Origin of the sequence: Pseudoalteromonas sp. S408, assembly GCF_005886645.1 — a bacterium.
Taxonomy (GTDB): Bacteria; Pseudomonadota; Gammaproteobacteria; order Enterobacterales; family Alteromonadaceae; genus Pseudoalteromonas.
Genome location: NZ_PNDY01000031.1, coordinates 16,730 through 39,010, shown reverse-complemented (window position 1 = coordinate 39,010; position 22,281 = coordinate 16,730). Strand labels below are relative to the sequence as shown.

Here is a 22,281-nt window from a genome sequence, read left to right as displayed (position 1 = left end):
ACCTAAAAGAGAGAATGAAAATGAAAACAATAAATATATTACTCGTTTTATTAATGACGTTTAGTTTCGCAGCAAACGCTCATGGTGATAAGAACAAAGACAAAGGTTTGTTTAAAGGTATAGATACCCCTGCCGCAAAAGTTGTTTTGGCATTTCATCAAGCACTTGAAACTGGCAATCAAAAACAGGCTAGAGCGCAGTTAGCGGATGATGTCACCATTTTCGAGGGAGGCCGCGTTGAAAGGAGCGCTGATGAATATGCTCATCATCATATGTTGTCGGATATGAAGTATTTAGCAGCGATGAAGAGCGACACACTTGAACATCAAGTGACGATACTTGGAAATACCGCTATCTCTGCGTCGCGTAGTCAAACTACAGGTACTCATAAAGGTGTTGAACGCGATTATCAAGGCATGGAAACGATAGTGCTGGAAAAACAAAATGGTGAATGGAAGATTAAGCACATTCATTGGTCACATTAATTTATTGGTTAAATAACGGAGTACAAAATGAGAATTAAAAGTCCATTACATCAAGTTTCTACGCCACGTAGACGCTTTGTACAAGGTGTAATTGCTGGCGGTGTATTAGCTGCTTTTCCAAGTGTTCTTCATGCAGCTTCATCTTTGATTGCTGGAACTTCAACAGGTACTGCGCCCGAACTAAGTGGAGAAGTAATAGATCTGGTGATAGATGAGTCACCCGTAAACTTCACAGGTGTTGTAAGAATGGCTACAACAATCAATGGCTCAATACCAGCTCCTACCTTGCGCCTCAGAGAAGGTGATGACGTTACTATCAGGGTAACTAATAAATTATCAGTGCCGAGTTCAATTCATTGGCATGGGATCATTCTTCCGTATCAAATGGATGGCGTACCGGGTATTAGCTTTAAAGGTATAATGCCGGGTGAAACCTTTGTTTATAAATTTAAGCTGCAACAAAGCGGCACATATTGGTATCACTCACACAGTGGCTTTCAAGAAATGACAGGTATGTACGGCGCATTAATTATTGAGCCAAGAGAAAAGGATATTATTAGTGCTGACAATGAGCATGTTATCCAATTGTCTGATTGGACTGATGATGACCCAATGGATTTGTTCCGCAAGTTAAAAGTACAGAGCGATGTATTTAACTTTAATCAACCTACTGTTCCAGAGTTTTTTGATGACATTTCAAATAGCAGCGTTTCAAATGCGCTACAACGCCGGGAAATGTGGAATAAAATGAGAATGAACCCTACAGATCTTGCAGACTTATCAGCATCTGCAATGACTTTTTTAATGAATGGTTGTGCGCCTTTGACAAACTGGCGTGGAATGTTTAAAGCTGGCGAAAAGGTTAGGCTTAGATTTATTAACGGTTCTAGCAATACGTTTTTTGATGTAAGAATACCTGAGCTGAAGTTAACAGTTGTACAAGCTGATGGACAAAATGTTGAACCTGTGACAGTAGATGAATTTAGATTTGGTCCCGGTGAAACTTATGATGTACTTGTCGAGCCAAAAAATGATGCATATACGATTTTTGCACAAAGCATGGATCGCTCAGGTTATGCTAAAGGTACTTTGTCAATGGCACCTAATATTAATGCACCAGTACCTGCTCTAGATCCCGTTGAATGGTTAACGATGACAGATATGATGGGGAATATGGCCCAAGGTGGTGAGCATTCCGCGATGGCAGGTATGGCAGACATGTCGGGCATGAATTCTAATAAAATGGATCATAGTGCAATGGGTCATGGAGCGATGGCAATGGATCATAGTAAACATGGAATGACTAAAAACCCATTAGCTGTTGCTAGCACTAAAGTGCGTCATGCAAAAACAGAGTATGGAGCTTCTGTTGATATGCGTGTTGATATGCCTAGAACAAACCTTGATGATCCCGGTATAGGTTTACGTAAAAATGGACGCCGTGTTTTAACACTTGCAGATTTACATTCTCTTGAGGGAATTACAAACCAGCAAGAGCCAGAGGCTGAAATTGAATTACATTTAACTGGAAACATGGAGCGTTATAGCTGGTCATTTGATGGCTTGGAATTTGGAAAAAGCACGCCAGTTCACATGAAGCATAATCAACGTTTAAGAGTTATTTTACAAAACGATACAATGATGACACATCCCATGCACCTGCATGGTATGTGGAGCGATTTGGAGAATGAAAAAGGTGATGTACAGGTTCGTCGCCATACTACCCCTGTACAACCAGCGCAAAGAATTAGTTTTTTAACAACACCTCATGACGTAGGTCGCTGGGCATGGCATTGCCATTTATTATTCCACATGGATGCAGGTATGTTTAGAGAGGTAGTTGTATCATGAAAAAATTAATACTAACCAATACGTTAAGACTATTATTAATAGGTTTGCCCCTTATAAGTGTATCTGTATCTGCAAAAGATGAGATGACTGAGATGGGTGATTCTAAAATGCAAGCACAAGGTGGAGATGCACCTAAAGATGCTAGAGACCCCCATGCTTATGCAGCAGGTACAACTTTGACTGAAGGTCCTTATGCACTCAGTAGCGACAAACGACTGACTTTGGCAGATGAGCATTCATTTTACGCGCTACTAGGGGATCGTCTTGAATATAATGAGCAAACAAACGCAGGTGTTTTTGACTTTCAGGCATGGTATGGCACTACTTTTGATAGATTAGTCATCAAAACTGAAGGAGATTTTAGCGAAGGTAATTTAGAGGAGAACCAAACAGATTTTCTATGGGGCCACGCAATATCTGCTTATTGGGATACACAAGTCGGTATTCGACTTGATTACAATAACGAAGGTGAAAACCGCAAATGGCTAGCTTTTGGTTTACAAGGTCTAGCCCCCTACTGGTTTGAAATTGATATGACTGCGTATTTAGGAGAGCAAGGTAATAGTGCATTTTCGATCGAAGCTGAGTATGAGCTGTTACTTACTCAAAAGTTAATTGTTCAACCACGAGCAGAGTTGACGCTTTACGGTAAGGAAGACGTCCAAAATAACCTTGGTAGTGGCTTGTCTAGCAGTGCTATTGGTTTTCGGGTTCGTTATGAGTTTACCCGCCAGTTTGCTCCCTATGTTGGCGTTGAGTGGACAAATAAATTTGGTAATACAGCCGACTTTGCGAAGTTAAATGGGCAAAGTACTCGTGATACTGCTTTTGTTGCAGGTATCAAGTTCTGGCTCTGATATGAAGAAATACTATATTGACTTGATGAGAGCTACCGCAACTATATTGATGGTAGCTTTCGTTTTTTGGGATTTAAACCATTTTAGTTATGTTAGGAAAGGCCTAGCTAATAGTTTTTTTGGAAAGAACTAAGAGCAGTAATAGTAAGCTACTTCTTGTTTTCAATCGGTGCCAGTCTGGTGTATACCTATCAAGGTGGAATATCAGCTAAGAAGTAAAGTTGGCGAATGGTTAAGGTTAAAGAGTCAAGGCAAAAAACATCGCCATTGAAAGACGTACAATAGGCCATTTTATCACTTTTGATGAACGGGAATTGGATGTGCCCGGGATAGAACCGATTGTTGCAAAGTACTGCGCTTAAAGCTGAACAATTGGAAAAATGATCCATTACTCAATACCTAGTTATGAGCGTAGGGTTTTTATTTCTTTTAATGGTGCTCATGCTTGGCTTCAATCTCATGAGTATAAATTAGACACCCCTTTTATACTTGTGAAGTTAAAGCTGTTTAAAAAAGTAAAAAGTAAAAAGTAAAAAGTTTAGGTTTTAGTTCAAAGGTTGATCAAGATCATAAAATTATTTTTATAAAGTGGCTAATATTGTAGGTGCTAAAGAAGGAATGATAATGTTTGGACTTTTCAGGTGGTTTAAAATAGTAATAATAACTGTGTTGCTTACGCAGCATAGTTTTGCTACAGCTAAGCCAATGAATTGTGAAGAACATCAAAATGGATCTTCCGACACGCATATTATGCAACGAAGCAAAAATATTCACCATCAATCAATGAATGACAATAGTCACTATCACACTGTAAACTCGCAAGATTCTAAACACCGTCATGGTGATGAAGTCTGTGAAAAATGCAAAGCTAGTGATTGTGTTTGTTGTGAAGGCGGTTTTTGTACAAGCTTTCATTTAAATGCCTATCTTGTGGAAGCGCAAGACGAAGGTATTTGCAATATTCATTCTGAGCTAATTCTACAGCGTACACCCCTACCAAAATCTGGTATCCATCTCTTACTTTATCGTCCACCAATTATTGGCTAATCACGGGAACAGTGCGTCTTTTTTTCGCCACTCCCATCAAAATAGAATGATTTTTTCATTGGTTTAAATAACCAATTGTTTTGAACGATTAGTACGATATTTGGAAAGGCATTATGGAAATGCTCAAACTATTGCTATTTACAGTACTTAATGCTGTCGATTTTGACCGAGATTTCTCTTTTACCAAAAAATTAGTTTTTAGCTTATTCACTAGAATTAGTACTTGACCTGTGTCTTAGACACAGGTCTAAGCTGAAGATGAGAGTACAAACTTAGCTAAAAAACTGAGGAGTGAATATGAAAGTTGCGGAGCTGGCAAAAAGCCTTGGAACGACTGCTGATACGGTGCGCTATTACACCAGATTAGGATTGTTAAAACCTGCTAAGTCAGTGAACGGCTACAAGTCATACTCGAATAAAGAAGTATCGAGACTTAAATTCATTTTAAGTGCCAGAAACCTTGGTTTTTCCGTTGCAGATATCAAGGAAATTATTAATGAATCTGAAGATGGTAAAAGTGCGTGCCCATTAGTCAGAAGCCTGATCAAAGAGCGGCTTGAAGAAACAGAAAAGCAGTTTCAAGCAATGTTGGCACTTCGAGGAAAAATGTCTTCTGCGCTTTCTCGATGGGAAGAAATGGAAGACAAAGCACCGACTGCAAACATGGTTTGTCATCTCATCGAAAACTTTGAGCAAATTAAAAAAGCATAGGAGGAAAAAGGGTGGCTACTAACACAAATATAAAAACTGAATCAGGCTGTTGCTGTCAGGCAAAAGCTCAATCCTCTTCGTGTAAAAGTAAGGAGAATACGTTGGAGAAAGTATCACATAACCAACAGCTTATCATTGAAGGTGCTGGGTGTGCTAGCTGTGTAGGCAAAATTGAAGGGGCGTTGAAGGCAACTCTTGGAGTCGTCAGTGCGGAAATGAATTTTGCTGATAGGACAGTAACAGTTTATGGGACAGCTAAAACAAAAGAGTTGATCAAAGCTGTTGAGTCAGTGGGGTATAACGCGAAGCCAATTGATGATAGCTCAGCAACAGATGCGCTTGATGAGAAAGAGGCTGCGGATTTTGCATATTACAAAAAGCTAATGCGCGATACGTTTATTGCCCTTTCACTCGGCGTTCCTTTGATGATCTACAGCATTGTGGTTGGAGAAATGACGGTTGAAACAAACCTTGAGCGCATGTCTTGGCTGGTTGTAGGCATTTTAACTTTTGGTGTTATGTATTTTTCAGGTAAGCATTTTTATGTTGGCGCTTGGAAAAGCTTTAAAAACCACTCCGCTAATATGGACACTCTAATAGCTTTAGGAACAAGTACAGCTTGGTTGTATTCGATGGTTGTCGTGTTTGCACCTGACGCTGTTCCATTGATGGCACGGCATGTTTATTTTGAAGCTACCGCCATGATCATTGGCTTAATTGATTTAGGTTTAGCATTAGAAATCAAAGCCAGAGGTAAAACCTCTGAGGCCATTAAACGTCTTATCGGCTTGCAAGCCAAAACAGCAACCGTGGTTCGTGACAACAAAGAAGTTCAGATAGGTATTGAGCAGGTTTTATTTAACGATATTGTGAAGGTAAAACCGGGTGAAAAAATTCCCGTCGATGGCGTGGTATTGGAAGGACACACCTCTATTGATGAGTCCATGCTGACAGGCGAACCTATGCCTGCTGAAAAAGCTGAAGAAGATGAGGTTGTCGCAGGTACTTTGAACAAATCAGGCATGATTTTATTTAGAGCCACACGCGTTGGTAAAGACACGGCGCTTGCACAAATCATCAATATGGTGAAACGAGCACAAAATTCAAAACCGCCGATTGGCCGTTTGGCCGATGTTATTTCAGCTTTTTTCGTACCTGTCGTGATGATTACCTCTGTGTTAAGTGCGCTAGCATGGCTTAACTTTGGACCTGAGCCAGCCATTGCTTTTGCCATCGTTTCAGCAACTACTGTGCTTATTATTGCCTGCCCGTGTGCTTTAGGCTTGGCAACACCCATGTCTGTCATGGTGGGAGTAGGAAAAGCAGCAGAAGCCGGAGTGCTTATTCGCAACGGTGAGGCACTGCAAACCGCCTCTAAAATCACTGCCATGATTTTAGATAAAACGGGCACTATTACTGAAGGGGCACCTAAGGTAACCGATATTATTTTAGCAAAAGCTACTGACGAAAAAGACGTACTACAGCTTGCAGCAAGTTTAGAAAGCGGCTCAGAGCATCCTTTAGCGCAAGCGATTGTTGAAAGTGCGTTAGATCAGGATATTGAGTTACTAAAAATTGAAGCCTTTAACGCCATTACGGGTTTTGGTGTAGAAGCAAGCTGCAACAACAAAGCCCTGCTTTTCGGAAACGATAAACTAATGAAGTTAAAAGGCGTAGACCTCACAGGCTTTGTTGAACAAGCACAGTCTTTAGCCAAAGAAGCCAAAACACCTATGTACTTTGCTGTAGATGGTGAACTTGCAGCAATCATTGCTGTTGCAGATCCCATTAAGTCAGACTCAATCTCTGCTATCCAACGTCTTCAGGCCAATGGTATACGCGTCATCATGCTAACGGGGGATAACAAGGAAACCGCTGCCGCTGTTGCCAAAAAAGCGGGCATTAGCGAGTTTTTTGCTGAAGTGCTGCCAGAAGACAAAGCCAACAAGGTGAAAGAGCTACAAGGCAGTGGCGAAATCGTTGGTATGACAGGTGATGGCATCAACGATGCTCCGGCGCTAGCGTTAGCTGATGTTGGTTTTGCTATAGGCACAGGGACTGATGTAGCTATCGAAAGTGCTGACATTACCCTGATGCGTGGTTCACTTCATGGCCTTGCTGATGCCATCGCGGTAAGCAAAGCGACTTTACGAAATATCAAACAAAACTTGTTTGGCGCGTTTGTCTATAACGTAGCCGGGATTCCTTTTGCTGCGGGGGTTCTATACCCCTTCTTTGGCATTCTGCTTAGCCCTGTAATTGCTGGTGCTGCAATGGCGTTTTCGTCATTGACCGTAGTGTCAAATGCAAATCGACTTCGCTTTTTTAAAGCCCAAAACTCATAGAAAGTAAGCATTAGGAGAATCACAATGATTATAATTAACTTATTAGGCTTAGTGTTAATTGCAATGATTGTTTGGTGGTTTTGGCTATACAAACCCAATAAAACAATTGTTCAAGATAGTGAAGTACTCATTGAAGTGAGGGATGGCGTGTATTCACCATCCTCAATTCAAGTGTCTGCTAGCCAGCCTGTCACTCTGAAGTTTATGCGCAAAGATCAATCACCCTGCGCTGAAACAATGCTTATTCCATCATTGGAGATAAGTGAGCAGCTTAAATTAAATGAAATTACTCAAATTACCTTATTGAACTTATCACCGGGAGAGCATGAGTTTCATTGTCAGATGCAAATGTATCGCGGTGTCTTAAAGGTCGTTTAGGAGGCAACATGAAAAATGAGCACCCTAAATTTTGGTTTACACCCACAGGTTGGGCTGCATTGGTGCTTATTGCCGCAGCCACCTATTTTTTAATCTTTGAACATGGACAACATGTTCTGCAATTTCTTCCCTATTTAATTTTGCTGTTATGTCCTTTGATGCATGTATTTATGCATGGCAGTCACGGCAAACATGGTCACGATCATTCACATGCGCCTGATGACAAAAAGGAAGAGAGCTTTCAAGAACTCACGGATAAAAATGAAGCCTATCGCGATGGCTACATACAAGGGTTAGAAGAAGGACGCAAGGAATTGCATAAGAAGGAGAACAGTGATGAATGAGACATATGATTATGGCTTATGGTCAATGGTGATACTGAATTCAGCAATTTTTATCTTTTTTGCCTTTAGTTTTGTAAAACCAAAAACATCAACTGATTGGCGAAGCCTAGGAGCGTTCTCTGCCTTTATTGTTGCCCTATTTACTGAAATGTATGGCTTTCCTTTAACTATCTATTTTTTGTCTGGATGGTTAACTGAAAATTACCCAGAAGTTAACTTCTTTGCGCATGAAAATGGGCACTTATTACATACTTTCTTTGGTTTGGAAGGTGATGCCCATTGGGACCCATTTCATATAGCGAGTATGGTGTTTATTGTGGCAGGTTTCTTTATGTTGTCTTCAGCATGGAACGTATTGCATCACGCGCAAAAACACCATCAATTGGCTACTACAGGATGGTACGCGAGGTGTCGTCACCCACAGTACGTAGCTTTCATTCTAATCATGTTCGGCTTTTTATTGCAGTGGCCGACTATCCCAACACTTGCGATGTTTCCAATCTTAGTCGTTGTTTACGTCAAGCTAGCGAAACGCGAAGAGACACAAGCTATTGCCGAGTTTGGTTCGGAGTACCATAGCTATATGGAATCGACACCAAGTTGGATCCCAAATTTTAATAAAAGTGTAGAAGGTAAAAATCATGAAAACGTTAACTAAATCAATTTTATTTATTAGTTCACTACTGATAACCACTAGCTCATTTGCCCAAAACAATGAGCATAAACATGAAGGTGCGAACAAAGCTGATATGCATCAAGGCATGGCAATGTCGCATGAGAACATGGGAAAAATGCATTCAAAAATGATGGAAATGAAAAAGGAAGTCCATGCCATTAAAGCTGAAAAAGATCCTGAAAAGCAAAAGCAGATGATGGCTGAACATCACCGCTCAATGATGAAGATGATGCAATCCATGCACAAAAACATGGAAGCAATTCCAATGCATAAGCAAATCAAGATGGCTGAACATCATCTGGAAATGATGGAAAACATGATGCCACAAATGAAATACAAAATGGCAGAAATGAAAGACAAAAAACAACAACACTCGCACTCACATTAGGAGATAAATTATGAGCGATTTAGATCATAGAGTTGGCGTTAGAGAGCAGAATTTAGTTGTTCGAAATTTAAGACTAAGTAATGTCACAGAAGAAAACTGTGACGAGTTAGTAAAAAAAATTGATCAGCTTTTTGGTATAGATGAAGTCAGTTACAACATCAAAGAAGGTGAAATACACCTAGCATATGATGCGGCAAATATAAACCTTGATGGGATTGAGGAAGTTATTCGCAAACATGGTGCCGATGTTCATGATGATTGGTGGACGCACACTAAAGAAAGTTACTACAAATTTGTTGATCAGAATGTTAAAGACAACGCTGCTCATAAACCGTGGAGTTGTCACAAAGTTCCTCCGGGTGCAAGCCGGAAAAATAAGTAAGCTTCCAAAGAGCTTGCTCAGTTAATAAGTTAGATGAGGAAAAAATGATGAAAACATCCAATATGAAAATTCTTTTGCTTGTTGTATTCGGTATCTTTTTAGCAGGCTGTTCGAATACTGCGTTTTATCACAAAAATATGATGAGGGGCCAAGTGGTTGAGCAGTCTACTGATCGAACTCTGATTTGTATTGGTGCCAAACATGGTGCAGAGGTTGGACAAAAATACAGTGTTATTAGATTCCATGAGGAAATTGCGCCGGGTGAAGGTGATGATCCGTACACTATTGAAAAAGTGGGAACGGTACAAATTACTAAAATTGTAAATGATCACTTCGCAACGGTAAAACTAATATCTGGTGACATCGCAGCGAAAGATATGGTGGAACTTGAAGACTAGTAAAGTGGTGGCGAAAGCCACCACAGGAGAATAACGATGAAACTTAATGAAAAAGCTTTTGCGTTGGCCTGTGCCGCCGCCTTTGCCATTGTTTGGGTTGTGTGTTCAGTTCTGGTTATGGTGATGCCAGATATGATGTCCAGTATGACTGGAAACATGTTACATACGGATTGGAAAAGTATGGGCTGGCATATGTCCTTTATAGGGGTACTTATTGGTGGCTTTTTATGGGCATTATTGATGGGGATCACTGGCTGGCTGATCGCTAAAATCTATAATATGCAATCAAGTTAGCAGAGAAGGTTAATTTTAGTGGAATTATCTCAAGGACAATATTTGAAGCAATGGTTGGGTAGCACACTAATAATTGAGTTAATTGGTGAATTATCCGTTCGTGGAATAAACCAATATTTGGAAGAGATTACCGATGAGCTATCTTCGGTTAACCAGCCTGTTAATTTTATTTTGGATCTATCTTGTTTTAAAGGTGTAGTTGTTAGTCGTTGCTGTAACGTAGAACCAATATCAGTGCAAATACGCTCTACTGGAGTGACTTCAGCGAGAAAAGCTATTGTCGGAGATAAGTTAAAAGGTGTTCAAATAGACATAACTGAGTTTCCGGAATGCTCTATCAATAATACTGAGCACTTTAGTGATCTGAGTAGTGCGTTGAGGTGGATTCAATAATGATGCTTACTATAAGACTGGTTTTTAAAAAGTATAAATTAAAGTAGCAGAATCCGAACTAAAGTTGATATTTAGTTTCGTTCACTTAATTGATAAGGTGTACGAAAGTTACAGGTTTCGTATATATGAAAGTTGGTTTTGCAAGAGTTTCAACTAAAGAACAAGATTTAAATGTTCAACTGTCCAAGTTGGACGCTCAGGGCTGTGAAAAAATATTCCAAGGCAAACAGTCTGGTGCTTCGATTCGAAATGAAGAAAAGCTTAAGGAACTCATCGACTTTATCAGGGAAGGTGATGAAGTTATTGTTACTCGCCTCGACCGTTTGGGACGGTCGTTAAAATCTATTCTTGAGGCAATTGAAAGCATCCATAAGAAAGGTGCTTGTTTGAATATTATCGACGGCTCTCTCAATACCAAAAATGATAATCCGTTTGCCACTGCCATGATCAACCTATGTGGAGTATTTGTGACTGTGCATAATGATTGAGATTGATCTCATTTTAGACTGAAAGGTTTTAAAGGGATGCCGCCAATCTCTCTTTTTATGAAAGTATGATTTTTTAATCATAATATCTGAGACTCAATCAGTTATATTACGATAATTTGATGCTATTTGCTAACGGCAGCTCCTCCGACATTGCGGACATTAGCATCAATGAATACCTTATGACTTCACTTAGCTGTGAGTTCAACCACTCGATGCAACACACTGATTAAATCGCTCCGCAGGTGTTTCGTATTCTAGTGTTTTCCGCGGTCTCTCATTAAGTTGTCTGGCAACTTGGTTTAATCTTATCTGAGAATGCTCATTTAAGTTAGTTCCTTTTGGAAAATATTGTCTTAATAACCTATTTGTATTTTCATTGGAGCCGCGTTGCCAAGGTGATTGTGGATCGCAGAAATATACTTGAATATCTGTAGCTAGAGTAAAGTCTTTATGATTAGTAAGCTCACATCCTCTGTCCCAAGTTAATGATTTATAAAGCTCTGCTGGCAACTTATTAGCTTGTTTAATCAACGCTTCGATTACTGGCTTTGTTTTATTACTAGGTACTTTCACTAACATTACATACCTAGAGTGCCGCTCAACTAGAGTCGCGATAAAACTGTTTCCTGAGCCTTGGATCAAGTCTCCCTCCCAGTGGCCTGGAACAGCTCTGTCTTCAACATTTGATGGCCTTTCACTAATTGGTACAGCGTCAACTATCTTTCCTAACCCTTTACCTTTAAGAGTGGCGTGTTTTGATTTCCTGACTACCCGCTGCGTCCTTAAGTGTTTTTGTAGCTCTTTTTTTAAGGCGCCGCGGGTTTGTATATATAGGGTTTTATATATTGTTTCGTGCGACACATTCAAATCCTCATTATTGGGGTATCTCCGCCTAAGCCAACCAGAGATTTGCTGAGGTGACCATGCAGATTCCATCTTTTGAGCAATGATTAAACATAATTCTTTGTTGCCATACAGCTTACAAGGCTTAGGGCGTTTGGCATTTTCCCAGGCAACTTTGTCAGCTTTACTCGCTCGATATTTTTTAATCCCGCCGTGGCGGTTTACTTCACGGCAAATAGTGGAAGGTGAGCGATTAAGGTATCTCGCTATTTCTCGAAGTGACTTACTTGCTGCTAACCCTCGTGAAATGTCTTCTCGCTCTGCAAGAGTTAGTGTTGTTGGTGAGCGTTTGGGCTCAAGCGGCCGAACACCACCTGTTTTATGGATAATACCTAATATAGATGAATGGTATCGATCAAATAACCTTGCTATATCATGCGCACTATCACCGCGCTGATATCGATCCCAAATTAACCTTCTTTGTTCTGCATTATAATAAATACGCTTTCTCTGTTTCATGTAAACGCTCCTTTAAATAATAATAAGGATAGCGTTGCATTCACCAGTTGAACTCACAGCCAAAAGCGGAAGTTAGCTTTTGAGTTATTAACGAAAATTCAGAGTGTAAAGCAGACGTTGAAGAGTCAATAATAAACTTCAATTTAAACACTCTAGTGCATTAACGGCTGCAACTAATTTTGTCGTTCTAGAATTGGCGGAATTTTGCTGTTCCATATGAGAAGTAAACACACCAGTCACCATTCAATAGTTTGGCAAAACCTTGTGTGACTCATACTTGTGATACCGCTGACATGAATTTGTCAGCATTTCTTCCGTTTTTATCTGTCCACATTTAGGACATGCAATAGTCGATTAATGTTCTATATTCTGCCCGTATGCCTCTAACAGAGTTAACTATCTAGTGACTTAATGATCCCGCATGCTTCAATAGTATTGTTCGAACCACAAGCACTAGCCATCGGTTGTAATTCAGCTTTAAGCGCCCTTAATTCTTTCATACGTTTATTCACTAGTGCAAGTTGCTGATCAATTAATGCATTAACGCTAGAGCAGCTTTCTTCTGGCTTATTTTTTAATTCGATAAGACGTTTAATATCATTGAGTGATATATCTAGGCTGCGACAATGCTTTACGAATTCCAATTGTTTAAGTGCTTTACTATCATACAGCCTGAAATTACCTTCTGAACGGTTTGGATTTAACAGTAATCCTTCTCTTTCATAATATCTAATCGTTTGTATTGAACAGCCCGATTTTTTTGACAATTCGCCTATTTTCATCAATTTCCCCCAGACATTTGACTCTATAGTTACTATAGGATCTATAGTATAGGTATGCAACGAAAGGGATATATAAAAATGACTGAGAAATATTTAAACAATACGAATATCGTTAATTTTGAACACAAAGATATCCAATCCCTGATCGATCAACGAGGGTGGAAAAATTTGGATAATTTCAACAAAATTGGTGCCGCTTATCAGTTTGTAAAAGATGAAATAATGTTTGGCTATAACAAGAGTGATGATATTTCAGCAAGCGATGTGCTAGCAGATGGTTATGGACAATGTAATACTAAGGGTAATCTGTTAATGGCACTATTGCGTGGACTAGGTATCCAGTGTCGTTTCCAAGGTTTTACCATTGATCAGCAACTATAAAAAGGTGCTATCCTAAGCTTGTATTTTGGTTAGCACCTAAATACATCATTCATAGTTGGGTAGAAGTTTACTTTGAAGGGCGTTGGATAAACTTAGAGGGCTTTATATTGGATGAGCAATACTTAAGCTCACTACAGCAGAAATTTAGCCAAGCAAAAGATGAGTTTTGTGGTTATGGTGTTGCAACAAAGTGCTTATCTTCACCCGGTACGGATTGGCGTGGAGAGGATACCTATATTCAAAAAGAAGGTATTCATGACGACTTTGGGCTTTATGATTCACCAGATAAGTTCTATCTCGAAAAAGGTACTAATCTATCAGGTGTAAAACGTTGGTTGTATCAACGAGTGATCCGACATTTGATTAATATGAATGTATCAAAAATAAGAAATAAAAAAGTACTGGAGGTACAAAATGCACAACCATAGTCACAGTCATCAGCATGGTAAAGACGACCGGATTGGTTGGGCATTTTTCCTTAATGTGATATTTACCATTATCGAATTTATAGGTGGTTGGCTCACAAACAGTACGGCGATAATGGCGGATGCCGTTCACGATCTTGGTGATAGTCTTTCAATAGGTTTTGCGTGGATTTTAAGTCGTTTTTCAGATAAAGAAGCATCAGACAAATTCAGCTATGGTTATCGCCGACTTACACTTTTTGGTGCATTGGTAAATAGTATTGTTTTGATTATCGGCTCTATTTGGGTTTTATTTGAAGCAATACCTAAGCTGTCCAATCCTGAAATGCCTGTAGTTGAGGGGATGTTAGGGCTAGCCATACTCGGTGTTGCCGTAAATGGTTATGCGGTATTCAAATTAAAAGCGGGTGAAACACTAAATGAAAAAGTGCTGACATGGCACCTACTTGAAGATGTACTCGGTTGGGTTGCCGTTCTTATAGTCTCTATTGTATTGTTGTTCGTTGAACTGCCGATATTAGATCCTCTATTATCAATAGGGTTTACGCTGTTTATCTTATTTAACGTTTTCAAAAATCTTAAATCAACATTGGTGCTTTTTCTTCAAGCTGCACCCGATAAAGAGACCCAAGAGCGTATTAAGCAGTCATTAATTGAATTTCCTGAAGTAAATGGTATACACCATATGCATTTTTGGTCACTGGATGGTGAAAGTCACGTTTTAACAGCGCACCTTGAGCTGAGTGACAACTTTGACGTTAAAGAATTAATTAAGCTTAAACAAGAGGTTGCAGCTAAATTATCTTCCTATCATTTATCGCATACGACGATAGAGTTTGAGTTTTTAAATGAAAATTGTAGGGATGAAGCAGAGTAAGTTTTATCAATAAAATTTTGGAGCATACAATATAAAAAGCAGCTTAATTAGGCATAACTTAGTAATTAAGCTGCTTTTTTGCTTTTAGATTTCGTCGGATTGCTGTTTGTTACTCTCAGCGCCATGCGCCCATTGATATAAAATAGGCAATACAAACAAAGTTAAAATGGTAGAAGATACAATACCGCCGATAACAACTGTTGCTAGTGGTCGTTGTACTTCTGCACCAATTCCAGTGTTTAACGCCATTGGAATAAAACCTAAACTTGCGACCAGTGCCGTCATTAAAATAGGTCTTAAACGAATGATGGCACCTTCAATGATCGCTACGTATAGGTCGCCTTTTTCATGCCAAAGATCTCGAATAAAAGCCAACATAACCAAGCCATTTAATACTGCGACACCTGACAATGCAATGAAGCCGACACCTGCCGAAATTGATAAGGGCATGTCTCTTAAATAAAGTGAAAATACGCCCCCTGTTAATGCTAAAGGCACGCCACTGAAAATGATTAATGCATCTTTTAATGAACCAAATGCTATAATCAAAATACCTAGGATAACAACCAATGTTATCGGTACAACTAGGCTTAATCGCTTACTTGCTGATTCTAGTTGTTCAAACGTTCCACCATAATCAAGCCAGTATCCTGCTGGAATTTCTCCTTCCTGATTAATTTTAGCTTTAACTTCTTTTACAAAACCGCCTAAATCTCTACCACGAACATTGACGGTAACCACAACTCTTCTTTTTCCGTTCTCTCGGCTAATCTGCGCGGGTAAAGACTCTGATTTAAGCTCTGCAACTTCTTCAATTGGCACATAGTTACCATTCTCAAGTGGAAGCGGCAGATGCTTCAAGCTATCGATATCCGTTCTTATTTGCTCTGGTAGGCGAACAACTAACTCAAACCGTCTGTCACCTTCATAAATGATCCCCGCAGATTCACCGCCAATCGCAGTGGCAACCCAGTCTTGCAATTCGGTAACGTTCAATCCATACCTACCAAGCGCTTCTCGTTTAGGAATTACTGATAAAGATGGAACACCTGTGACCTGTTCCATTCGAGCATCAGCGGCACCATCCACGGTTTTCACAATATTTAGAATATCTTTTGCGGTAAGTAATAACCGATCCAAATCATCACCAAATATTTTGATGCCGACATCAGCTCTAACGCCAGAAATCAATTCATTGAAACGCATTTGAATAGGCTGAGTGAATTCATAGTTGTTGCCTGGAATGTTTTTCAGTACTTTTTCTATTTCTTCAACTAATTCACTTTTTGGTTTTGAAGGTTCGGCCCATTCTTTACGTGGTTTTAAAATAACAAAGATATCAGCAATACTCGGTGGCATTGGGTCGGTTGCTACTTCTGGTGTGCCAATGCGCGAGAATACTTTATCAACTTCAGGAAACGCTTTAATACGTTGCTCAAGTACTTCTTGCATTTCTACTGATTGCTCTAGGCCAGTCGATGGAATTCTTAATGCCTGTAGTGCAATATCACCTTCATTTAATTGAGGAACAAATTCTGTCCCAAGCGTAGTTGCTAACCAAAGGCTATACCCCATTAACAGCGTTGAGAATGAAACAATAATCCAACGAAATTTCATCGCCATTTTTAACAATGGTTCATAAATAGACTTGGTTGAACGAATAACTACACTTTCTTTTTCGCTGATTTTACCTTTCATAAACACAGCTACAGCAGCAGGAACCAGTGTAACTGAAAGGATCATTGCGGAAATTAACGCCATAACGACAGTTGCCGCCATAGGGTGGAACATTTTCCCTTCAACGCCAGTTAGCGTGAAAATGGGGATGTAAACAACAGTGATAATTGCCACACCAAACAAGCTTGGACGTATCACTTCTGAAGTGGCTTCAAAAACGGTATTTAGGCGTTCTCTTAAGTCTTGCCTATGACCGTTGTGTTGGGCCTGTGCTAACCTACGGACAGAGTTTTCAACGATGATTACAGCCCCGTCCACTATCAAGCCAAAGTCCAATGCGCCGAGACTCATTAAATTGGCAGATACTCCTGCTTGCACCATACCTGTGATTGTCATTAACATGGAAATAGGGATAACAGCAGCGGTAATGAGAGCTGCACGTAAATTTCCAAGTAGAATAAATAACACAACAATAACTAAAAGCGCACCTTCAACGAGGTTTTTGGTAACGGTTGCAATCGCTTTATCTACTAACGTTGTTCTGTCGTAAACAGGCTCTGCGGTAATGCCCTTTGGCAGAGATTTTTGTATTTCGCTGAGCTTATGTTCCACTTCTAAAGCAACGGTGCGAGAATTCTCACCAATCAGCATCATGGTTGTACCAAGCACTGTCTCAATGCCATTACGAGTAGCAGCCCCTGTTCTAAGTTCTTTGCCTATAGCAACATTGGCAACATCACTTATTTTTACAGGAATACCATCGTTCTTTTTGATGATGACATTGAGGATTTCATCCATTGTCGCAAGTTGCCCAATGGAGCGCACTAACACTTGTTGTCCGTTTTGCTCAATATAACCCGCGCCACGGTTATCATTATTTTTACGTAATGCATCAGAAACGTCTTCAAAGCTTACCTGATGAAAAAGTAATTTTTCGGGTTTCGGCGTTATATGATACTGCTTGTTATAGCCGCCGATGCTGTTGACCTCAATGACGCCTTTAACTTGAGCCAATTGCGGTTTAATGATCCAGTCTTGTATTTCTCTTAAGGCAATAGCGGTATAAGGCTCTCCATTAGGCATTTTAGCGTCAGGAGAAGCTTGTACGGTATACATAAATATTTCACCAAGCCCTGTGGAAATAGGACCCATCTCTGGCTCTAAGCCAGAGGGAATAACGCCTTTTATCGCAGCTAATCTTGCATTGATTAAGTTGCGTGCGAAATAAATATCGGTTCCCTCTTCAAAGATAACGGTCACCTGGGATAAACCATATCTTGAAAGAGAGCGGGTGTGAGACAGCTTTGGTAGTCCAGCTAATGCGTTTTCTACTGGAAAAGTTACCCTTTGCTCCGCTTCTAAAGGTGAATAACCGGGGGCAGAGGTATTTATTTGTACCTGTACGTTTGTTATATCTGGAACAGCATCAATGGGAAGTTTTTGATAACTCCACATACCAACGCCGATGATTACCATCAGCAAGCTTAATACTAAATAGCGCCTATTTATTGCAAGACGCAAAATTGATTCAATCATATTGCGTCTCCTAATCGTCGTCTTCTACTTCAGATTTCAAGATATCTGCTTTAATCAGATAACTGTTTTTGTTTACATATTCAGCGTCTTTACTGAGGCCATCAATGACCTCGATATAGTTTTTGTCTGAACGACCAAGGACAAGTGGTGCAAACTCGTACTCTTCATCTTCTTTTACAAAGACACCTAATTGTCCACCTAGCTCTTGTATGGCAACTTTCTCGACCGCTAAATCCACCTCAAATTGGTTTATCTTTACGTTGCCTTTTAATAATTGACCTGACGTTAGCTTTAACTCAGTGTTGTTTAATCGTACCCGTGCTAAAACATAAGGCTGATCTTTAGCTGGAATAATATTAGTGATGACTGAACTGAATGCGTGTTCACCTTGCTCAATATCAACATGCTGACCGACTTTGATTTGATTATATTGGCTGGTAAACACCTTAAATTCAGCCCACAAGGTGTCAAATTTGACGATTTCAAACAAGCTAGTGTTTTGCGTGATACCGCCAATATTTCCATTTCGCTGTAAAACAGTCCCAGAAACAGGCGATGTTATTTTATAAGTATTTAAGCTCTCATTAGATTCAATAACGGCTAATAGATCGCCTTTTTTTACCGTATCACCAACAGTGAAGTTTATTGTCTTTATAACGCCGTTATATCTAGCGCTAACTTGAAATAATTGTTCAGCGCCTATCGTCGTAGAGCCGTATACAGGGATAGTTTGGTTCAACGTTTTTGAAGCTAAATAGGCTGTTTCAACACCAACCTTTTTTGCCATGTTATTGTCGATTTTGCTTATGCCTTCTTCGCCTTCATGTTCATCTTCACTAGCGAAAACACTTTGAATGGGTGATAGATACCCAATAAAAATCAATAGTGCGAGTAAATAGTTTTTCATTTTGAATTCCTAAACGATTCAGTTAATCACTGAATCAATAAATTGTTATTAAACTTAAAGTGATGTTTATTTAGAGTGACAGCGCTTCGTTTGTTAGTTTTTCTATCTCTGCGCCATAAATTAGGGCAGCAGATGCCGCGTCAATAAGGGTTCGCCGAGCATTTAACAGCTCTTGTCTAGCCGATACATAATCAAGATATCCATATCGACCTTTTTGATAGGCGTCTTGAGTATCTTCCAGTGCATCTTCAAGCATTGGGATAACCGACTGCTTTAATGAATTAGCTGTTAATATGGCTTGTTTTCTATTGGAGTATGCTCGTAGTAAGTGATTTCTAAATCTTAACTTAGTCGCCTCTTTCTCTATGGCAACTTGGTCACGCTCTGCTAGCGCACTAGCGATTGCGCCAGAATTTCGCTTTTCAGCAAACAAAGGTAAGCTAAAGCCAGCGACCAGTGCCGTATCATTGGCTTCTTGAGAGCGCCTAACACCAACAGACCATTTGATATTGGCCGTTGACTCTGTTTTAGCCAACTGTATTTCAGCCTCTTTTAGTCGCTGTTCACTTGCATAGATTTGAATTGCTGGATTTTTTTCTAACTTCGCAAAGAGAGTGTTAAAGTCACTATCATTGCCAAACTGAAAAAGATCACCTTGTACTTCAGAGAAGGTTACAGAGTTTTCCCCCCAGTAGGCTGCTAATGAGAGCTTCAAATATTCCAAGCGCTTTTGTTCAGATTGAAGGGTGAGGTTAGCCTGAGCAATAACTGCTTTTGAGCGTTTCACTTCAGCCTCAGGAGTAGCACCTGCGCGGTTACGCTGAGATACAATCTCTAAGGTTTCTTGTGCTAAGCTCAAAGCATTTTCTGCCAATATAACTCTTTGTTGGGCTGCAAGTACTTCCACGTACTTCTCAGTGACTTGAGCCATTAAATTAAGCGCAGAGACTTCTTTTTCAGCAGTGAGTAGTGTTCTTGATTTTGAAACAATTCCAATCCGCGCTGAGCGTTTATCTCCCATTTCGATAACCGAAGATAGAGCGACTGTTAATTCAGCACTGTCGAATGTATTAAATTCACCTGAGCCTGCAAAGTTATCAGCTTCAAGCTCTAGTTCATAAGCAGGATTTAAACTTGCGATTTGTTCTCGTCCAATTAATGCCGTTTGCTTGAAATCAAATATTTTAAGTTCTGGATTTTGTTTAAGCGTCCACTGAATTGCCTCTTGAAGGTTTAACTGCTTCTCAAAGGCATAAACATTAAATGTAAAAAGTGACAAAGCGAGAAACGCGATATATTTAAGCCGAGGTGTTACACACCTTAAAATTGCTATCTTGCGATGCACACAGGTATTAAGTGCCATGTATACTTTCCTATAAATTTATATGTGATATTTAGGTCATTAACATTTGACCTTTCTTAATTTTCTATAAATTTAGGCGTATTTAGGTGGGCGGAATGGCACCGAGATATAGCCTTTTAGCTCAGGAGAAACTAAGGCGTAGGTAAGGAAATATTCTGTTGCTTGGAAAATGTTACAGGAAGAATCAGCATTTAAAAATAAGTGACAACAGCAACAAAAATTACAATTATCAATTGAAGAGTTGCTATTATTCACCTCAAGCATATTGGAGTCTTCTGGAGCTTTTAGCGGGGTAATAGACTTAGTTAGTGATGAACTAAAAGAACTTTCACTTAAGTTTATTTCAAGCTCTTCTAGCGAAAAAAACACAGACTGCACCGCGATTAAAATCATTATCACGTATGATATATTTGATTTGATATACGATGAGTGCATTATTTTCATTTCTCTGCTTAATACTTTAGCTGTAAGATGCGGCGAGCACCGTTTAAAACGACAAGAGCAATTATCAAACCAATCACTAAATCTGGATAACGGCTGCTAGTTACTGTAACTAATAAGCCAGCTAAGATTACACCTACGTTTGCGATTACGTCATTTGCGGAAAAAATCCAACTCGCTTTCATATGAGCGCCGTCTTCTTTGTTACCAAATATTAAAAACAGACAAGCAATGTTAGCGATTAGTGCTATTCCACCAAATATCATCATTAAAGAAGAGATAGGTTCACTACCGTAAATAAAGCGTCTTACGACTTCACTCAAAGCACCTAGCGCTAGAATAATTTGAAGTACACCAGATATATGTGCCGCTCTAAGTTTCATGCTTATGCTTTTACCGACAGCATATATAGCTAAACCATAAACAGCAGCATCAGCAAACATATCTAATGAGTCGGCAATAAGGCCAGCAGATTGCGCAATAATCCCAGCAATTACTTCTATAAAAAACATGACTCCATTAATGGCTAACAACCATTTTAGCGTTGATGCTTCTTTCATCTCATTTTTTTGGGCTAGATCTTTTGCTTTTGCAGCTTCGGTGCTGCAACTTTCTTTAGTTGATGCCAACTCTGCACCGAGATTGAGTTGTTGTAATTTTTTTGTTATCTCATCTAAATTTTCATCATGAAAAACCTTGACTAAACGGCTAGGAATATCAAATTGCAACCCAACTGAAGGCTCAATTGAGTCAAGTGCTAACCTAATCAACCTTTCTTCTGAAGGACAGTCCATTTGAGGCACTTTATATGTACTGACAAACCCGCCACTATAGTTATCTAATTGTGTATCAATTTTTACATCTTCATTGGTAGAAGATGATTGACACTGACCACTACATTTTTCTGACATATTTAACATTCCGTAACGATATTAAAATAAGTATAAATTCTATAGTGGCTATAGAGTCAAATGAAAAATCATTTAATGTGAAAAGAGTAGAAACTGACTGGAAATGCTAGTTTAAGTAAATAGTTTCTGCTAGTATTTTAAATACTATATTTAACTGGTGATAACTTTGAACCTTAATGTTGTACTAAAAATACTATTAGTCGTTTCGATTGTTTTGCAATCGTTAACTGCTGTTGTATCCGCAACATCTGAGAATCACCAGGTAGATATAGAGCACCTTCAAACTCAACATGATCATGCAGATGATCGAAATATTTTAAATGATAATACAGATGATGAACAGCACGATGTAAAGGATTGTCATCACTGTGGTCATTGCAGTGGCAGCCACTTATCTTGGATTTTAGTCAGTAATTCCAATGTCGATGGTAAGCTAAATATTATCAATAAAACGCCTTATCAAATTGATCAAACAAGTACCTTTCTTGAAGCTATACTTCGTCCGCCTATTTCTTAATTAGATTAATTTTTAATGACCTATTTATCCTTTAATAATGGATAAAGGGTTCGTGTTTATTAATT

At 39.3% G+C, this 22,281-nt stretch carries 24 protein-coding genes and 1 pseudogene; 18 read left to right on the top strand and 7 right to left on the bottom strand.

The genetic code is table 11. The features are described 5' to 3' along the window. Window positions 1-14: 14 nt before the first annotated feature. From CWB62_RS16900 to CWB62_RS16825, 15 genes are all read left to right on the top strand, one after another. Window positions 15-485 (top strand): YybH family protein, encoded by a 471-nt coding sequence (locus CWB62_RS16900; RefSeq protein ID WP_021032425.1) that lies wholly within the window; start codon window positions 15-17, stop codon window positions 483-485. Between the two features lie 27 nt (window positions 486-512). Then, entirely contained in the window at window positions 513-2,336 is a 1,824-nt protein-coding gene (locus CWB62_RS16895; RefSeq protein ID WP_138529298.1) for a copper resistance system multicopper oxidase, read from the top strand. After that, entirely contained in the window at window positions 2,333-3,193 is an 861-nt protein-coding gene (locus CWB62_RS16890; protein WP_138529296.1) for a copper resistance protein B, read from the top strand. The genes CWB62_RS16895 and CWB62_RS16890 overlap by 4 nt, the downstream gene beginning before the upstream one ends. Window positions 3,194-3,817: 624 nt before the next feature. Then, entirely contained in the window at window positions 3,818-4,240 is a 423-nt protein-coding gene (locus tag CWB62_RS16880; RefSeq protein ID WP_029773134.1) for a hypothetical protein, read from the top strand. 297 nt (window positions 4,241-4,537) lie between these two features. Beyond that, window positions 4,538-4,951, top strand: a complete 414-nt coding sequence (locus CWB62_RS16875) for a MerR family transcriptional regulator (protein ID WP_008467855.1) — start codon at window positions 4,538-4,540, stop codon at window positions 4,949-4,951. Between the two features lie 101 nt (window positions 4,952-5,052). Next, window positions 5,053-7,296 carry a heavy metal translocating P-type ATPase gene (locus CWB62_RS16870; protein ID WP_138529294.1) on the top strand — a complete coding sequence of 748 codons (2,244 nt, stop codon included), beginning with the start codon at window positions 5,053-5,055 and terminating at the stop codon, window positions 7,294-7,296. Between the two features lie 24 nt (window positions 7,297-7,320). Continuing rightward, window positions 7,321-7,674 (top strand): cupredoxin domain-containing protein, encoded by a 354-nt coding sequence (locus CWB62_RS16865; protein ID WP_058405794.1) that lies wholly within the window; start codon window positions 7,321-7,323, stop codon window positions 7,672-7,674. Window positions 7,675-7,682: 8 nt separating this feature from the next. Further along, window positions 7,683-8,018 (top strand): DUF2933 domain-containing protein, encoded by a 336-nt coding sequence (locus tag CWB62_RS16860; protein WP_058405795.1) that lies wholly within the window; start codon window positions 7,683-7,685, stop codon window positions 8,016-8,018. Beyond that, complete coding sequence (locus CWB62_RS16855; protein ID WP_138529292.1) at window positions 8,011-8,676, top strand: methyltransferase family protein; 666 nt, start codon at window positions 8,011-8,013, stop codon at window positions 8,674-8,676. The genes CWB62_RS16860 and CWB62_RS16855 overlap by 8 nt, the downstream gene beginning before the upstream one ends. Then, window positions 8,660-9,082 (top strand): hypothetical protein, encoded by a 423-nt coding sequence (locus CWB62_RS16850; protein WP_138529290.1) that lies wholly within the window; start codon window positions 8,660-8,662, stop codon window positions 9,080-9,082. The genes CWB62_RS16855 and CWB62_RS16850 overlap by 17 nt, the downstream gene beginning before the upstream one ends. Before the next feature lie 10 nt (window positions 9,083-9,092). Then, window positions 9,093-9,464 carry a hypothetical protein gene (locus tag CWB62_RS16845; protein WP_058405798.1) on the top strand — a complete coding sequence of 124 codons (372 nt, stop codon included), beginning with the start codon at window positions 9,093-9,095 and terminating at the stop codon, window positions 9,462-9,464. Window positions 9,465-9,508: 44 nt separating this feature from the next. Continuing rightward, window positions 9,509-9,862, top strand: a complete 354-nt coding sequence (locus tag CWB62_RS16840; protein ID WP_235590935.1) for a hypothetical protein — start codon at window positions 9,509-9,511, stop codon at window positions 9,860-9,862. A 36-nt stretch (window positions 9,863-9,898) separates the two neighbouring features. Then, window positions 9,899-10,156: a DUF5676 family membrane protein gene (locus tag CWB62_RS16835; RefSeq protein ID WP_138529288.1), complete on the top strand. Its 258-nt coding sequence runs from the start codon at window positions 9,899-9,901 to the stop codon at window positions 10,154-10,156. Between the two features lie 18 nt (window positions 10,157-10,174). After that, on the top strand, window positions 10,175-10,549 hold the full coding sequence (locus CWB62_RS16830) for a hypothetical protein (protein ID WP_138529286.1): 375 nt from the start codon (window positions 10,175-10,177) through the stop codon (window positions 10,547-10,549). Window positions 10,550-10,674: 125 nt separating this feature from the next. Further along, window positions 10,675-11,037 (top strand): recombinase family protein, encoded by a 363-nt coding sequence (locus CWB62_RS16825; RefSeq protein WP_249310747.1) that lies wholly within the window; start codon window positions 10,675-10,677, stop codon window positions 11,035-11,037. Between the two features lie 201 nt (window positions 11,038-11,238). Here the strand turns inward: CWB62_RS16825 and CWB62_RS16820 are convergent, their stop codons facing one another. Both CWB62_RS16820 and cadR read right to left on the bottom strand, forming a co-directional pair. Next, window positions 11,239-12,399, bottom strand: coding sequence for an IS30 family transposase (locus CWB62_RS16820; RefSeq protein ID WP_138529284.1), 1,161 nt, complete (start codon window positions 12,397-12,399; stop codon window positions 11,239-11,241). A 392-nt stretch (window positions 12,400-12,791) separates the two neighbouring features. Further along, complete coding sequence (gene cadR, locus CWB62_RS16815; protein WP_138529282.1) at window positions 12,792-13,181, bottom strand: Cd(II)/Pb(II)-responsive transcriptional regulator; 390 nt, start codon at window positions 13,179-13,181, stop codon at window positions 12,792-12,794. Window positions 13,182-13,259: 78 nt separating this feature from the next. Between cadR and CWB62_RS16810 the strand changes: the two are divergent. Together CWB62_RS16810 and CWB62_RS16805 are read left to right on the top strand one after the other, a co-directional pair. Next, window positions 13,260-13,990 (top strand): annotated as a pseudogene (locus tag CWB62_RS16810) (transglutaminase-like domain-containing protein). After that, on the top strand, window positions 13,977-14,864 hold the full coding sequence (locus tag CWB62_RS16805) for a cation diffusion facilitator family transporter (RefSeq protein ID WP_002962252.1): 888 nt from the start codon (window positions 13,977-13,979) through the stop codon (window positions 14,862-14,864). Before CWB62_RS16810 ends, CWB62_RS16805 begins: the two are co-directional and overlap by 14 nt. Before the next feature lie 84 nt (window positions 14,865-14,948). On the opposite strand, the gene CWB62_RS16800 is transcribed toward CWB62_RS16805, so the two are convergent. The 5 genes from CWB62_RS16800 to CWB62_RS16780 all read right to left on the bottom strand — a co-directional run bounded on the left by CWB62_RS16800 (window position 14,949) and on the right by CWB62_RS16780 (window position 21,699). Next, window positions 14,949-18,077 (bottom strand): efflux RND transporter permease subunit, encoded by a 3,129-nt coding sequence (locus tag CWB62_RS16800; protein ID WP_138529280.1) that lies wholly within the window; start codon window positions 18,075-18,077, stop codon window positions 14,949-14,951. A gap of 10 nt (window positions 18,078-18,087) precedes the next feature. Beyond that, entirely contained in the window at window positions 18,088-18,984 is an 897-nt protein-coding gene (locus tag CWB62_RS16795; RefSeq protein ID WP_138529278.1) for an efflux RND transporter periplasmic adaptor subunit, read from the bottom strand. Between the two features lie 70 nt (window positions 18,985-19,054). Beyond that, a complete protein-coding gene (locus tag CWB62_RS16790) occupies window positions 19,055-20,347 on the bottom strand; it encodes a TolC family protein (RefSeq protein WP_138529276.1) in 1,293 nt (430 codons plus the stop codon). A gap of 72 nt (window positions 20,348-20,419) precedes the next feature. Continuing rightward, window positions 20,420-20,791 (bottom strand): hypothetical protein, encoded by a 372-nt coding sequence (locus CWB62_RS16785; RefSeq protein ID WP_249310744.1) that lies wholly within the window; start codon window positions 20,789-20,791, stop codon window positions 20,420-20,422. 8 nt (window positions 20,792-20,799) lie between these two features. Continuing rightward, window positions 20,800-21,699 (bottom strand): cation efflux transmembrane domain-containing protein, encoded by a 900-nt coding sequence (locus CWB62_RS16780; protein WP_138529274.1) that lies wholly within the window; start codon window positions 21,697-21,699, stop codon window positions 20,800-20,802. 166 nt (window positions 21,700-21,865) lie between these two features. Between CWB62_RS16780 and CWB62_RS16775 the strand changes: the two genes are divergently transcribed. Next, window positions 21,866-22,216 (top strand): hypothetical protein, encoded by a 351-nt coding sequence (locus tag CWB62_RS16775; RefSeq protein ID WP_138529272.1) that lies wholly within the window; start codon window positions 21,866-21,868, stop codon window positions 22,214-22,216. The last annotated feature ends 65 nt before the right edge of the window (window positions 22,217-22,281 follow it).

What these genes read in the sequence shown, in the direction of transcription:
- CWB62_RS16900 (WP_021032425.1), top strand. Translation starts at nt 15, where the DNA reads ATGAAAATGAAAACAATAAATATATTACTCGTTTTATTAATGACGTTT.
- CWB62_RS16895 (WP_138529298.1), top strand. Translation starts at nt 513, where the DNA reads ATGAGAATTAAAAGTCCATTACATCAAGTTTCTACGCCACGTAGACGC.
- CWB62_RS16890 (WP_138529296.1), top strand. Translation starts at nt 2,333, where the DNA reads ATGAAAAAATTAATACTAACCAATACGTTAAGACTATTATTAATAGGT.
- CWB62_RS16880 (WP_029773134.1), top strand. Translation starts at nt 3,818, where the DNA reads ATGTTTGGACTTTTCAGGTGGTTTAAAATAGTAATAATAACTGTGTTG.
- CWB62_RS16875 (WP_008467855.1), top strand. Translation starts at nt 4,538, where the DNA reads ATGAAAGTTGCGGAGCTGGCAAAAAGCCTTGGAACGACTGCTGATACG.
- CWB62_RS16865 (WP_058405794.1), top strand. Translation starts at nt 7,321, where the DNA reads ATGATTATAATTAACTTATTAGGCTTAGTGTTAATTGCAATGATTGTT.
- CWB62_RS16860 (WP_058405795.1), top strand. Translation starts at nt 7,683, where the DNA reads ATGAAAAATGAGCACCCTAAATTTTGGTTTACACCCACAGGTTGGGCT.
- CWB62_RS16855 (WP_138529292.1), top strand. Translation starts at nt 8,011, where the DNA reads ATGAATGAGACATATGATTATGGCTTATGGTCAATGGTGATACTGAAT.
- CWB62_RS16850 (WP_138529290.1), top strand. Translation starts at nt 8,660, where the DNA reads ATGAAAACGTTAACTAAATCAATTTTATTTATTAGTTCACTACTGATA.
- CWB62_RS16845 (WP_058405798.1), top strand. Translation starts at nt 9,093, where the DNA reads ATGAGCGATTTAGATCATAGAGTTGGCGTTAGAGAGCAGAATTTAGTT.
- CWB62_RS16840 (WP_235590935.1), top strand. Translation starts at nt 9,509, where the DNA reads ATGATGAAAACATCCAATATGAAAATTCTTTTGCTTGTTGTATTCGGT.
- CWB62_RS16835 (WP_138529288.1), top strand. Translation starts at nt 9,899, where the DNA reads ATGAAACTTAATGAAAAAGCTTTTGCGTTGGCCTGTGCCGCCGCCTTT.
- CWB62_RS16825 (WP_249310747.1), top strand. Translation starts at nt 10,675, where the DNA reads ATGAAAGTTGGTTTTGCAAGAGTTTCAACTAAAGAACAAGATTTAAAT.
- CWB62_RS16820 (WP_138529284.1), bottom strand. Translation starts at nt 12,399, where the DNA reads ATGAAACAGAGAAAGCGTATTTATTATAATGCAGAACAAAGAAGGTTA.
- cadR (WP_138529282.1), bottom strand. Translation starts at nt 13,181, where the DNA reads ATGAAAATAGGCGAATTGTCAAAAAAATCGGGCTGTTCAATACAAACG.
- CWB62_RS16805 (WP_002962252.1), top strand. Translation starts at nt 13,977, where the DNA reads ATGCACAACCATAGTCACAGTCATCAGCATGGTAAAGACGACCGGATT.
- CWB62_RS16800 (WP_138529280.1), bottom strand. Translation starts at nt 18,077, where the DNA reads ATGATTGAATCAATTTTGCGTCTTGCAATAAATAGGCGCTATTTAGTA.
- CWB62_RS16795 (WP_138529278.1), bottom strand. Translation starts at nt 18,984, where the DNA reads ATGAAAAACTATTTACTCGCACTATTGATTTTTATTGGGTATCTATCA.
- CWB62_RS16790 (WP_138529276.1), bottom strand. Translation starts at nt 20,347, where the DNA reads ATGGCACTTAATACCTGTGTGCATCGCAAGATAGCAATTTTAAGGTGT.
- CWB62_RS16785 (WP_249310744.1), bottom strand. Translation starts at nt 20,791, where the DNA reads ATGAAAATAATGCACTCATCGTATATCAAATCAAATATATCATACGTG.
- CWB62_RS16780 (WP_138529274.1), bottom strand. Translation starts at nt 21,699, where the DNA reads ATGTCAGAAAAATGTAGTGGTCAGTGTCAATCATCTTCTACCAATGAA.